Source organism: Pseudomonas sp. 2,4-D, from assembly GCF_030418155.1.
Lineage (GTDB): Bacteria > Pseudomonadota > Gammaproteobacteria > Pseudomonadales > Pseudomonadaceae > Aquipseudomonas > Aquipseudomonas alloputida.
The window spans coordinates 1-12,608 of record NZ_JAUHUI010000072.1; the positions used below are offsets into that span (position 1 = coordinate 1).

General features: G+C 61.6%; 10 protein-coding genes and 2 tRNA genes. 1 reads left to right on the plus strand and 11 read right to left on the minus strand.

The genetic code is table 11. From position 1 onward, the window contains the following. The 5 genes from QYE47_RS26790 to alaS all read right to left on the minus strand — a co-directional run bounded on the left by QYE47_RS26790 (nt 1) and on the right by alaS (nt 4,661). Nucleotides 1-74 (minus strand) — tRNA-Arg (locus QYE47_RS26790). Nucleotides 75-180: 106 nt separating this feature from the next. After that, a tRNA-Ser gene (locus QYE47_RS26795) sits at nt 181-271 on the minus strand. A 72-nt stretch (nt 272-343) separates the two neighbouring features. Continuing rightward, complete coding sequence (csrA, locus tag QYE47_RS26800; protein WP_003254503.1) at nt 344-532, minus strand: carbon storage regulator CsrA; 189 nt, start codon at nt 530-532, stop codon at nt 344-346. Nucleotides 533-699: 167 nt separating this feature from the next. Further along, nucleotides 700-1,935 (minus strand): aspartate kinase, encoded by a 1,236-nt coding sequence (locus QYE47_RS26805; RefSeq protein WP_003254504.1) that lies wholly within the window; start codon nt 1,933-1,935, stop codon nt 700-702. A 101-nt stretch (nt 1,936-2,036) separates the two neighbouring features. Beyond that, nucleotides 2,037-4,661 (minus strand): alanine--tRNA ligase, encoded by a 2,625-nt coding sequence (gene alaS / locus QYE47_RS26810; RefSeq protein ID WP_070383572.1) that lies wholly within the window; start codon nt 4,659-4,661, stop codon nt 2,037-2,039. A 307-nt stretch (nt 4,662-4,968) separates the two neighbouring features. On the opposite strand from alaS, the gene QYE47_RS26815 reads away from it, so the two are divergent. Next, nucleotides 4,969-6,162: a M91 family zinc metallopeptidase gene (locus QYE47_RS26815; protein WP_014590107.1), complete on the plus strand. Its 1,194-nt coding sequence runs from the start codon at nt 4,969-4,971 to the stop codon at nt 6,160-6,162. Between the two features lie 42 nt (nt 6,163-6,204). Here QYE47_RS26815 and astE read toward each other — a convergent pair whose 3' ends face one another. The 6 genes from astE to aruF all read right to left on the minus strand — a co-directional run bounded on the left by astE (nt 6,205) and on the right by aruF (nt 12,491). Further along, complete coding sequence (gene astE / locus QYE47_RS26820; protein WP_019438363.1) at nt 6,205-7,212, minus strand: succinylglutamate desuccinylase; 1,008 nt, start codon at nt 7,210-7,212, stop codon at nt 6,205-6,207. A 10-nt stretch (nt 7,213-7,222) separates the two neighbouring features. Then, on the minus strand, nt 7,223-7,513 hold the full coding sequence (locus tag QYE47_RS26825) for a topoisomerase II (RefSeq protein ID WP_003254508.1): 291 nt from the start codon (nt 7,511-7,513) through the stop codon (nt 7,223-7,225). A gap of 14 nt (nt 7,514-7,527) precedes the next feature. After that, a complete protein-coding gene (gene astB / locus QYE47_RS26830; protein ID WP_014590105.1) occupies nt 7,528-8,877 on the minus strand; it encodes an N-succinylarginine dihydrolase in 1,350 nt (449 codons plus the stop codon). Between the two features lie 23 nt (nt 8,878-8,900). Further along, the gene (astD, locus tag QYE47_RS26835; protein WP_014590104.1) at nt 8,901-10,364 is read right to left on the minus strand and encodes a succinylglutamate-semialdehyde dehydrogenase; all 1,464 of its coding nucleotides are present in this window, start codon (nt 10,362-10,364) and stop codon (nt 8,901-8,903) included. Next, nucleotides 10,365-11,393 carry an arginine N-succinyltransferase gene (gene astA, locus QYE47_RS26840; protein WP_014590103.1) on the minus strand — a complete coding sequence of 343 codons (1,029 nt, stop codon included), beginning with the start codon at nt 11,391-11,393 and terminating at the stop codon, nt 10,365-10,367. A gap of 78 nt (nt 11,394-11,471) precedes the next feature. Next, complete coding sequence (gene aruF / locus QYE47_RS26845; protein WP_012051578.1) at nt 11,472-12,491, minus strand: arginine/ornithine succinyltransferase subunit alpha; 1,020 nt, start codon at nt 12,489-12,491, stop codon at nt 11,472-11,474. Nucleotides 12,492-12,608: the final 117 nt, after the last annotated feature.

Below are 12,608 nucleotides of genomic sequence, written 5' to 3' on the forward strand. Positions count from 1 at the left end.
CGGACTCAGCAGGATTCGAACCTGCGACCGCTCGGTTCGTAGCCGAGTACTCTATCCAGCTGAGCTATGAGTCCGTGTCTTGCCGCGCATTATAGGTCGCTGAAACATTTTTGCAAGAAGCTTTTCGTTATAAAATAACTACTTAGCGCTCCTACCGTTTACAGCGCCCTACGCAAATAATGGCGGTGAAGGGGGGATTCGAACCCCCGATACCCTTATGAGGTATACTCCCTTAGCAGGGGAGCGCCTTCGGCCACTCGGCCACCTCACCGCAACACGAGGCGAATATTAAAGAACCTCTTTCACCTTTGCAACCCTTTTTTTGAAAAAAACTTCAAAAAAATTAAAGGCTTGGCTCTTCATCCTTCTCCTTCTTGATCCGCAGGTAGATTTCCTCGCGGTGAACTGCCACTTCTTTCGGGGCGCTCACGCCAATACGCACCTGGTTGCCTTTGACGCCAAGCACCGTCACGGTGATCTCGCCATCTCCAATGATCAGGCTCTCGGCGCACCGACGAGTCAGAATCAACATAGCTTTCTCCTTACGCAAAACATTCAGGGGTAACAGTCTTGGATATCGGGCCCGGGTCGCGGACGACGACCATGGCCCCGGTTACTCGCCGCACAAGGCAGGACAGGACCTGCGCGGCGAGCAGAAACGCGAAGGGCGCGGCAAGCCGCGCCCTTCCAGGCAGCGCCTTACTCGCCCTGTCGGGCAGGAGCATCCAGATCGAACGCGGTATGCAGCGCGCGTACGGCCAGCTCCAGGTACTTCTCTTCGAGCACCACAGAAACCTTGATCTCGGAAGTGGAAATCATCTGGATGTTGATGCTCTCCTTGGCCAGGGCTTCGAACATGCAGCTGGCAACACCGGCATGCGAACGCATGCCGACGCCAACGATCGAGACCTTGGCGATCTTGGTGTCGCCGATCACTTCACGGGCACCGATTTCGCGCGCGGTGTTTTCCAGCACGCTCTGCGCCTTCTCGTACTCGTTGCGGTGCACGGTGAAGGTGAAGTCGGTGGTGTTATCGTGAGCAACGTTCTGCACGATCATGTCGACTTCGATGTTCGAAGCGCTGATCGGGCCGAGGATCTTGAAGGCCACGCCCGGGGTATCCGGCACGCCGCGAATGGTCAGCTTTGCTTCATCACGGTTGAAGGCGATACCGGAAATGATCGGCTGTTCCATGGATTCCTCTTCATCAATGGTAATGAGGGTACCCGGACCCTCCTTGAAGCTGTGCAGCACGCGCAGCGGAACGTTGTACTTGCCGGCGAACTCCACCGAACGGATCTGCAGCACCTTGGAACCGAGGCTGGCCATTTCCAGCATCTCTTCGAAGGTGATCTTCTCCAGACGACGAGCCTGTGGCACGACGCGCGGGTCGGTGGTGTAGACGCCATCGACATCAGTGTAGATCTGGCACTCATCAGCCTTCAGCGCCGCCGCCAGGGCCACGCCGGTGGTATCGGAGCCACCACGCCCCAGGGTAGTGATGCTGCCGTGCTCGTCGACACCCTGGAAGCCTGCAACCACGACCACGCGGCCTTCCTTGAGGTCGGCACGAATCTTCTGGTCGTCGATTTGCAGAATGCGCGCCTTGTTGTGCGAGCTGTCGGTGAGGATACGCACCTGGTTGCCGGTGTAGGACACCGCTGGCACACCACGCTTGATCAAGGCCATGGTCAGCAGGGCAATGGTGACCTGCTCACCCGTCGACACGATCACGTCCAGTTCACGAGGAACCGGCTGATCGGTGATCTGCTTGGCCAGGTCGATCAGGCGATTGGTTTCACCGCTCATGGCCGACAGCACAACCACCAGGTCGTCGCCCGCTTCACGGTGTTTCTTGACCTTTTCGGCTACCTGCTCGATCCGCTCGATGGAACCGACAGAGGTGCCGCCAAATTTCTGTACGATCAACGCCATTTCAATGGTGCCTCAGCCCATACAGGGCCCCAAAAAACAATCCAACATGAAGAGGTGGACGGGAGTGGCCTGTGTGGCCACTAGACCATCCCCCCTTCATCTCAAAGTCCCTGCTCTGCGAATGGCACGGCCAGCGCCAGGGCCTGGTTCAGGGCAGCGACGTCGACGCCACCACCCTGGGCCATGTCCGGACGGCCACCGCCCTTGCCACCCACCGCCGCAGCGGCTTGTTTCATCAGATCGCCAGCCTTGAGTTGGCTGGAGAGGTCCTTGGTCACGCCGGCCACCAGCACAACCTTGCCCTCATGCTCGCTGCCCAGCAGGATCACTGCGTGGCCGAGCTTGTTCTTCAGCTGATCGACCAGGGCCAGCAGAGCCTTGCCATCCTGCCCATCCAGGCGGGCGGCGAGGACCTTGGCACCCTTGACCTCAACGGCCGCGTTGGAGAGATCATCCCCGGCGGCGCTGGCGGCCTTGGCCTGCAGCTGTTCCAGCTGCTTCTCCAGCTGGCGGTTGCGCTCAAGCACAGCCGACAGCTTGTCGATCAGGTTGTCGCGGTTACCCTTGACCAGTTGCGCGGCTTCCTTGACCTGCTCTTCGGCAGCGTTCAGGTAGGCCAGCGCAGCGGCACCGGTTACGGCTTCGATACGGCGCACGCCAGAGGCTACGCCGCCTTCGCTGATGATCTTGAACAGGCTGATGTCACCGGTGCGCTTGGCGTGGATACCGCCGCACAATTCCACCGAAAAATCACCGCCCATGCTCAGCACACGCACGGTGTCGCCGTATTTCTCACCGAACAGCGCCATTGCGCCTTTGGCCTTGGCAGTTTCGATGTCGGTCAGTTCGGTTTCAACCGGGGTGTTCTTGCGAATCTCGCGGTTGACGATGTCTTCCAGCTGCTTGATCTGCTCCGGCTTCACCGCTTCGAAGTGGCTGAAGTCGAAACGCAGGCGCTGGCTGTCGACCAGCGAGCCCTTCTGCTGTACGTGCTCGCCCAGTACCTGGCGCAATGCTTCGTGCAGCAGGTGGGTGGCGGAGTGATTCAACGAGGTGGCGTGCTGTACGTCGGCATCGACCTTGGCCTCGACTGGCGAACCGATCAGCAGCGCACCGCTGGCCACCACGCCGTGGTGCAGGAAGGCGCCGCCGGTCTTGGTGGTATCACGCACGTCGAAGCGTGCAGCACCCGCCTGCAGGAAGCCGCTGTCACCGACCTGACCACCGGACTCGGCGTAGAACGGCGTGCGGTCGAGCACCACAACGCCCTGCTCGCCTTCACCCAGCTGGTCAACGGATTGGCCGTCCTTGTACAGGGCGATGATCTTGCCCTGGCCCTCGGTGGCGTCGTAACCGAGGAACTCGGTGGCGCTGTCGACCTTGACCAGGCTGTTGTAATCCATGCCGAAGGCGCTGGCGGAGCGGGCGCGCTCACGCTGGGCGTCCATTTCACGCTCGAAGCCGGCTTCGTCGATGGTCAGCTCACGCTCACGAGCGATGTCGGCAGTCAGGTCCATCGGGAAGCCATAGGTGTCGTACAGCTTGAACACCACGTCGCCCGGTACCACGTCGCCTTTCAGCTGGGCCAGGTCTTGCTCGAGGATACGCAGGCCCTGTTCCAGGGTCTTGGCGAACTGCTCTTCTTCGGCCTTGAGCACGCGCTCGATGTGCGCTTGCTGGCTCTTCAGCTCCGGGAAGGCTTCGCCCATTTCAGCGGCCAGTGCGGCAACGATCTGGTAGAAGAAGCTGCCCTTGGCGCCCAGCTTGTTGCCGTGACGGCAAGCGCGGCGAATGATGCGGCGCAGCACGTAGCCACGGCCTTCGTTGGACGGCAGCACGCCGTCGGCAATCAGGAAGCCGCACGAACGGATGTGGTCGGCGACCACTTTCAGCGAGGCCTGGCCGTCATTGCTGCAACCGATGGCCTTGGCTGCGGCAGCCAGCAGGTTCTGGAACAGGTCGATCTCGTAGTTCGAATGCACGTGCTGCAGCACGGCGCTGACACGCTCCAGGCCCATGCCGGTGTCCACCGACGGCGCTGGCAGCGGGTGCAACACACCGTCGGCAGTGCGGTTGAACTGCATGAAGACGTTGTTCCAGATCTCGATGTAGCGGTCACCGTCTTCTTCTGGCGAGCCAGGTGGGCCACCCCAGATATCCGGGCCGTGATCGTAGAAGATCTCGGTGCACGGGCCGCACGGGCCGGTATCGCCCATGGTCCAGAAGTTGTCGGAGGCGTACGGGGCGCCCTTGTTATCGCCAATGCGCACCATGCGCTCGGCCGGCACGCCGACTTCCTTGGTCCAGATGTCGTAGGCTTCGTCGTCGGTGGCGTAGACGGTGACCCAGAGCTTTTCCTTGGGCAGGTTCAGCCACTGCTCAGACGTCAGGAAGGTCCAGGCGAAGGTAATGGCGTCGCGCTTGAAATAGTCGCCGAAGCTGAAGTTGCCCAGCATTTCGAAGAAGGTATGGTGACGCGCGGTGTAACCGACGTTTTCCAGGTCGTTGTGCTTGCCACCGGCACGCACGCACTTCTGGCTGCTGACAGCACGCGTGTAGGCGCGCTTCTCCGCACCGAGGAAGCAGTCCTTGAACTGGTTCATGCCTGCGTTGGTGAACAGCAGGGTCGGGTCGTTGTTCGGGATCAGCGAACTGGAGGCGACTCGGGTATGTCCCTGCTCTTCGAAGAAGCGAAGGAAGGCTTCACGGATTTCTGCGCTTTTCATAGGTTCTTCCACGGAAACGGCGGCCGTTTGGGCTGATACGTCGCATCGACGAAACGACGGCAAAGGGCGCCATTATATCCAGCCTGAACGGCGGATGCAGTGTGTTTATACGCCCGAAACGGTCAATCGCCATGAAATCGTCATCTCGGGCATCAAAGTGGAGGCTATACGGTTCAGCGCCTTGTCACAACGCCCCCCTTCTCATTCACCTTGTCCCTAGATAAGTACCACTCCTCGCCTGCACAACCCTTTAGCTTTAGCCACGGCGACAACTGCCGCCCCCCATTCACAGCAAGCGAGCCTTCTCATGCACCCCAACCCCGTCTATTTCATTTCTGGCAGGACCAGCGGTTTTCAACAGCGGGCAGACACGTCCATCGATGGCCAAGCCGTTCATCGTTTCTACGAATACCGGGACGACAAAATAGACGTCCTTCTGGAACAGGTATGGTTCGATCAGGGCCAGATCCCGGGCAAGCACCACATGGTGATTCAGACCCATTCCTCGGCAGTCGATATCGACATTTCCCTCTACGATTGCCACCTGAAAGCCACAGTCGGCAACAAGAGGTTCGTCCTCGCACCTACGCAAAGACAGACCCTCATCATCAGAACGGCAAAGGGTGAGGCCAACGTCCGCGTGGCGGAGGAAGTGAAGACGCCCGTGATCATCCAGGCCGCAGAGGGCCGTGCGCACATCACCACCGGCGGCGGCATCACCGAGGTCTTCACCGGCAGTGGCGATGCACAGATCAACGTGGGCCCGGGGCTGACATTCATCAAGCGCGGCTCGGCGAGCCGCGGTATGGGCGGTCATATCCTGGGAGTCGACGGCTATATTCTGGTCGACGACCCACATGAATCAGTCATCTATGCCCGCAACCAGGCGGGTGACGCCCGCTTCGAGCAGCCACTCTCCGCCCCGCTCACCGCACTCGCCAGCAATACACTCGACATACGAGGCAGCGACACCTTCAAACAGGCCGTCCACAACCACCTGGTTTTTCTTTGCCACACACATTGCGGCCAGCAACTTCTGACACAGCTGGCAAAACGGTCGTGGATAAGGGTTACCGAAACACCTCTAGCCACCCGTTTCGACGTCTACACCTCAGACCCGACCGACAACGACCATTACCTGCGACGAGACAGTAAACTGGAGTGGGTGGCCGGCTTGCCTGCCGAGGGCGGAGACCTGGCACTCAACCTGACTCGCTCGGGCAGCGACAATTTGCCGCTGCTCGACTTTTACCGTTGCTTGTGCGAGGCGTATAGCGCCTTCAACGGTACGACGGTACCTGGGCACAGTTCAATCAGCACTCTCGATCGCAGGCAGATCCAGGTCGACAATGCTCACCTGCAAGCAATTGGCCTGCCGAGCGGCCTTCTGTACGATTTCGACAATAACCCCGACACGGCGCCAACCGACACCAACCCATCACCCTTCAACGAAAACGCGCTGCGAATGGAGCTGGGCCTGCCAGTGCGCACTTACTACTGAGCGAGCCCATGTGGCGCGCCGGAACGCGCGCCACCTCCCCCATCACCCCAGCCGCTGCCCCGAATCCGGCACAATGAGAATCCCCGCGCGCAAGCCGTTCTTCACCTTGGGGTTGGGGAAGATGATGCGCGCCCCCTCCTCCTCGACCACCCAGCGCATCTCGGCCAGGTCTTCAGCCAGCAGGTAACCCTTGCTCAGCTCGGAGAAGTTTTCGATGTCCGCCGGCAAGTGCAGGTGAAAACTGTCGCTGTGCTTGATGATTTCGCGGGAAACACTGAACAGCTGCAGGCCATCCAGCGAACTTTCGCCCTCTGGCTCGGTAGCCTCGATGATGCGGATCAGCCGCTCTTCGAGCTTGTCGAGGTTGACCTGGTCGTTCTGGCCGAACGGACGGGCCTTGCCCAGCTCGAGGGTGAAGGCTTCCGCATCCAGCTGTTCGTAGGTGAACGCGCTGAAGGTGATGGACGACTTGCTTTGCAGCAGCACCGCTTCCATACCTGCCGCCGCCAGGCGCGCCAGTTCGCGACGGGAATGCTTGCGCCCCTCTTTATAAGGGTACAAGGCGAATTGCTCGATCTTCGAACCACGGATGGCAGTATGCAGGTCGTAATGCAGGCGGTTGCGACCCGGCTTGCTGAAGAACACCCGGGCGAACTGTTCCAGCTCGGCGGCACGCAATGCTTCGAAGCCGCTGGACAGCTCATGGCGGCCATTGAACAAGCGGTTGATGTCCTGTTCGATAAAGCGCTCGCCCTTGCGGATCGCCGCCGGGTTGCCGAACAGGAACAGCACCCGTGCCCTGGGTTTGATCTTGCCGTTGGCCACGCCGTGCAGCAGCCGCTCGAGCAACTCGATCGGCGCTGTTTCGTTGCCATGAATGCCGGCGGACAACAGCAAGTCCAGCCCGCAATCTTCGCTTTCAGCCGGACGCACTTCAAGCGCGCCCTCTCCCAGCCACCGCAAACGCGCGCCCTTGGGTGTCACTTGGGTCTTCTCGGCCGGTTCGTGATCGGTGAGGGTCAGCTCAAGCAATTTGCCAAGGGCGAGCATAGGTACTTCCTTAGTGGTGGTGGCCGCAGTCAGGGCCATGAACGTGATCGTCGTCTTCGCCAAGTTCTGCCGGTTCCATTTCCAGCTGCAGGCTGACCAGGTTGGTGGCCATCGGGCGCAGCAGCAAGTTGGCATACTCGGTGTCGTCTTCCTCGACATCCACGCCGATCAGCAGTTGGCCACGGCCGTCCTGCTGAATCCACACTTCCTTGCCTTGCCAGACCACAGCAAAGCGGGTGCAGGAAGTTTCCAGCTGGGTGCCGTCTTCATCTTCGAGGATCAGGCGCAAGGCGTCGGTCATTACAGAGTCTCTCTTCAAGGTTGGCGTTGGAACGGATACACCGAGCCCAACTTCAGGATCTGGGTCAATTCGTCCAGTGCCGTACGGCATTCCACCAGCAGTTGCGGGTCAGCCAGGTCTGCTTCGCCAAGGCGATCGCGGTAGTGCCTGTCGACCCACTGCAGCAGCGTGTCATACAGCGAGGCCGTCATGATAACGCCTTGGTTGACCGCCGCCAGCTCCGCTTCCTTCAAAGCCACGCGCAAACGCAGGCAGGCCGGGCCGCCGCCGTTTTGCATGCTTTGCTTGAGGTCGAACACCTTGACCTCCTTCACCGGGCCTCCCTGGCTGGTCAGCTGGCCCAGATAGTCCCAGACCCGCTCGTTGTTGCGGCACTCTTCCGGCACGACCAACAGCATGGAACCATCGTCGCGGCTGAGCAGCTGGCTGTTGAACAGGTAGGATCGCACTGCGTCCTCCACCGCCACCGCTGCCCTGGGCACGCAGATGGCCTGGAAGTTGCCACCCTTGCTGGCCAGTTTAGCTCGCAGCTGCCCAAGTACCCCGTCGGTATCGAGAAACGCGTCCTCGTGGTAGAACAGCACCTCGCCGTTACCTACCGAAATCACATCATTGTGGAACACACCCTGGTCGATCACCGCCGGGTTCTGTTGAGCGTAGACCACACCGTCATCGCTCAGGCCGTGCAGCCGGGCCACAGCCTGAGAGGCCTCCAGGGTTTGCCGGGCCGGGTACTTCTGTGGCGCCGGGTAACGGCTGTCGAAGGCGCTGCGGCCGTAGACAAAGAACTCCACGCCAGCCTCGCCATAGGCGCGGCAGAAGCGCGTGTGGTTGGCCGCGCCCTCGTCACCGAACTGTGCCACGGCAGGCAGCGCTGCGTGGTGGGCAAAGTGTTTCTCGTCGTTGAACATGGCGCCCAGCACGCGGCTGGTGGTCGGGTGCTCGATGCTGCGGTGATATTTGCAGTTGAGGTTGGCGGCGGTGAAGTGCACACGACCGTCAGCAGTGTCGGCACTGGGGCTGACTGTCGCGGCGTTGGCCACCCACATGCTCGAGGCCGAGCAACTGGCCACCAGCAACGGCATGGCCTCGCGGGCGGCACGCTGGATAACTTCGGCATCGCTACCACTGAACCCCAGGCGGCGCAGCGCCGCCACGTCCGGGCGCTCTTGTGGCGCCAGAACTCCCTGCTTGAAGCCCATGTCGGCCAGCGCTTTCATTTTCGCCAGGCCCTGGCGCGCTGCCTCACGCGGGTTGGACGCCTGCTGGCTGTTGCTCTGCGAAGCCACGTTACCGTAAGACAGGCCGCCATAGTTGTGGGTAGGCCCCACCAGGCCATCAAAATTCACTTCATAGGATTTCATCGGCTAGGCTCCGTGACCTGTTGTTATAGGGTGACGCCCGGCGTCAGGGTCGCCGGCAAGGCAAGGCTGGCGGTCTCCAGCGAAGCCACGGGGTAAGCGCAGTAGTCGGCCGCGTAATAGGCACTGGCGCGATGGTTGCCACTGGCACCCACACCACCGAACGGCGCGCTGCTGGCAGCCCCCGTCAGCTGTTTGTTCCAGTTGACGATGCCAGCGCGACTGCGCAGCCAGAAGTACTGGTAGCGGGCTCGCGAATCAGACAATAACCCGGCGGCCAAGCCATACTGGGTGTTGTTGGCTTCATCGATGGCAGCATCGAAGTCGGCGTAGCGGATCACCTGCAGCAGCGGGCCGAAAAACTCTTCGTCCGGGCGGTCAGCCACGGCGGTGACATCGACAATACCCGGGGTCAGCAGTGCAGCATCGGCCTGTGGCTGAGTCATTTCCAGCAGTTTCACGCCACCTTTGGCGGCCAGTTCAACCTGGGCCGCAAGCAGCGCCCGAGCCGCCTGCAGCGAAATCACCGAACCCATGAAAGGCGCCGGCTGTTCATCGAACGCCCCCACCGTGATGGTTTTGCACACCTCGACCAGGCGCGCGATCAGCGCATCACCCCAGGCGCCTTGCGGTACCAGCAGGCGCCGCGCGCAGGTGCAGCGTTGGCCGGCGGAAATGAACGCCGACTGGATAATGGTATACACCGCCGCATCGAGGTCCTTGACCTCGTCCACCACGAGCGGGTTGTTACCCCCCATTTCCAGGGCCAGGATCTTGTCTGGGCGCCCTGCGAACTGTTGATGCAGCAGGTTGCCGGTGCGGCTGGAGCCGGTGAAGAACAGGCCATCGATACCTGGGTTGGCGGCCAGCGCCACACCGGTTTCACGTGCGCCCTGCACCAGGTTCAGCACACCCGCCGGCAGGCCGGCAGCAATCCAGCAGTTGACGGTAAGCTCAGCGACCTTGGGGGTCAGCTCGCTGGGCTTGAACACCACGCAGTTGCCTGCCAGCAGCGCCGGCACGATATGGCCATTGGGCAGGTGCCCGGGGAAATTGTAAGGGCCGAACACCGCCACGACGCCGTGAGGCTTGTGCCGCAGAACAGCCGTGGCATCGGCCAGCGGACCACTCTTTTCGCCGGTGCGCTCGCGGTAGCTCTGTACTGAAATCGCCACCTTGTTGATCATGCTGGTGACTTCAGTCGCAGATTCCCACAGCGGCTTCCCGGTTTCCTCGCCAATGCACTGGGCCATCGCCTCGGCATGCACTTTCAGCTGCGCGGCAAACTTCTCCAGCACATCGATACGTGCCTCCAGGCTCAATTGCGCCCAGGCCGGAAAGGCCTGCCGCGCGGCCTGCACGGCAGCGTCGACCTGGCTGGCGTCAGCGCCCTGCCCTTGCCAGATCACGGCCTGGGTCACCGGGTTAAGCGACTGCAGGGTTTCGCCCTGGCCGGTCTGCCAATTGCCTGCGATGTAATGCGTGGTCATTTACTGGGCCTCCCGGCTGGCCGACAGCGGCACCGCGCGTACATTGTCGCCGACGCCCATGCGCAGGCGCTTGGCGGTCAACGGGTCGACCACCAGGGTGCCGGCGGCCAACCGTGCAGGTGCAGCAGTGATGCGGCAATCGTCGCGCTTGCGGTTGTGGATGATGAAAGGGGTCGCGTCATCGCCTGGCGTACCTACCGCCAGCACCAGGGTCTGGCTCTCGCGCACGGCGCGGATCTTGGCAGTGTCACACTCGATGGCCGGGCCGGCATCGAAGATGTCGACGTAGCCCTGGTAGTTGAAGCCCTCCTGCTTGAGCATGGCCAGCGCCGGCTCGGTGTCTTTGTGCACACGGCCGATCACGTTGCGCGCCGCCTCGGACAGGAAGCAGGTGTACAGCGGGAACTTGGGCATCAGCTCGGCGATGAACGACTTGTTGCCCACACCAGTGAGGTAGTCGGCCTGGCTGAACTCCATCTTGAAGAAATGCCGGCCCAGGCTTTCCCAGAACGGCGAACGGCCCTGCTCGTCAGACATGCCGCGCATTTCGGCAATGATCTTCTTGCCGAACAGCTCCGGGAACTCGGCAATGAACAGCATGCGCGCGCGTGACAGCAGGCGGCCATTGAGGCCGGAGCGATGGTCGCTGCGCAGGAACAGCGAGCACAGCTCGGAGTTGCCGGTCAGGTCGTTGGCCAGGAACAGCGTCGGGATTTCGCGGTAGATCTTCAGCTCCTGCGAGGCGCTGACAGTCAGGCCGACCCGATAGTTGTACCAGGGCTCACGCAGGCCGACGGCGCCGGCGATGGCACTGATGCCCACCACCAGACCTTCGTCGTTTTCCAGCACGAACAGGTAATCGGTGTCGCCACGCTCAGCTTCGCCACGAAAGCTTTTTTCCGCCCAACCAACGCGATGCCCCAGGCGCTCTTCGTTGGCCGGCAGCGTGGTCAGCCCGGTGGTGCCGGTGCTGCGTGCCAATTCGATCAACGCAGGCAAATCGCTGCTGCGTACAGGACGAACGATCATGCTATCTCCTTGTGCGGCGGCATCGGCCGGCGCGAAACTCTGCTAACGCATCAACCCCGAAACGTCTGTTGCCAGACCTCAAACCGCGACCAGGCGCACGCTGGCGCCCTCGCCCACGCCCAGCGCGTCGGCTGCTGCCACGCTCAGGCTGACCGGCTTGCCAGGCACCCAGTCCAGGTCCAGCAACACCGCGCGGTAGTCCTGCAACAGGCCGTTGCACACCAGGTACGGGCGACCGCCTTTGGCCGGGGCCTCTTCGATCTTCACCGGCACCACCCGGCTCTGGGCGATCGAGCGGATGCCAGAGGTGCGCGCATGCAGGGTCGGGCCGCCGTCGAAGATGTCGATGTAGTGCTCGGTCTCGAAGCCTTCGCGCATGAGTATGTCGAAGGTGATCTGCGCCCGCGGATGTACCTGGCCCATGGCTTCCTGCGCCAGGTCTGGCAACAACGGCACATAGATCGGGTAATGCGGCATCAGCTCGGCGAGAAAGGTACGGCTCTTCAGACCGCACAGGCGCTCGGCGTCGGCATAGTTGAGGTCGAAGAAGTTGCGGCCAATGGCATCCCAGAACGGCGATTCACCCTGCTCGTCGCTGAAGCCGACGATTTCGGTCACCACCGAATCGGCAAAGCGCTCCGGGTGCGCAGCCATGAACAGCAGCCGGCCGCGCGAGTTGAGCTCGGCCCAGCCACTGTTCACCAGCTCAGGCGCCACATAGAAGCTGGTCAGCAGGCTGTTGCCGGTCAGATCGTGGCACAGCGACAGCACATGGATCTTGTTGTGTATCTTCAGCTCGCGTGAGGCGTGCACGAATGTTTCGTTACGAAAACTGTAGAACGGCTCAGAGTAGCCGGCCGAAGCGACGATGGCCGAGCAGCCGGCCAACTTGCCTGTTTCGCTGTCTTCAAGCACGAAAAAGTAACTCTCTTCACCGTTGAAGCTGACCTCGGCGGCGAAGGATGTCTCAGAGGCGGCAATCTTGTCGCCCAGACGAGCAGTGTCGTCCGGCAGCGAGGTGACACCAATGGGGCTGTCTGCAGCCATGCGCTGCACGTCGTTCAGATCAGCCATTTGCGCGGGGCGCATCACCAGCATGGTGTCACTCCTTTGGAATACGGGCCATTCACGTCGGCACGGAAAAACGGCAGGCACCCAGGCACCTGCACTGGAATCGGGTATCGCCGGCCCGGCGCAGCCTCGAGCTGAGGCTGC

Coding starts and splice junctions, on each gene's coding strand:
- csrA (WP_003254503.1), bottom strand. CDS start 532: ATGTTGATTCTGACTCGTCGGTGCGCCGAGAGCCTGATCATTGGAGAT.
- QYE47_RS26805 (WP_003254504.1), bottom strand. CDS start 1,935: ATGGCGTTGATCGTACAGAAATTTGGCGGCACCTCTGTCGGTTCCATC.
- alaS (WP_070383572.1), bottom strand. CDS start 4,661: ATGAAAAGCGCAGAAATCCGTGAAGCCTTCCTTCGCTTCTTCGAAGAG.
- QYE47_RS26815 (WP_014590107.1), top strand. CDS start 4,969: ATGCACCCCAACCCCGTCTATTTCATTTCTGGCAGGACCAGCGGTTTT.
- astE (WP_019438363.1), bottom strand. CDS start 7,212: ATGCTCGCCCTTGGCAAATTGCTTGAGCTGACCCTCACCGATCACGAA.
- QYE47_RS26825 (WP_003254508.1), bottom strand. CDS start 7,513: ATGACCGACGCCTTGCGCCTGATCCTCGAAGATGAAGACGGCACCCAG.
- astB (WP_014590105.1), bottom strand. CDS start 8,877: ATGAAATCCTATGAAGTGAATTTTGATGGCCTGGTGGGGCCTACCCAC.
- astD (WP_014590104.1), bottom strand. CDS start 10,364: ATGACCACGCATTACATCGCAGGCAATTGGCAGACCGGCCAGGGCGAA.
- astA (WP_014590103.1), bottom strand. CDS start 11,393: ATGATCGTTCGTCCTGTACGCAGCAGCGATTTGCCTGCGTTGATCGAA.
- aruF (WP_012051578.1), bottom strand. CDS start 12,491: ATGCTGGTGATGCGCCCCGCGCAAATGGCTGATCTGAACGACGTGCAG.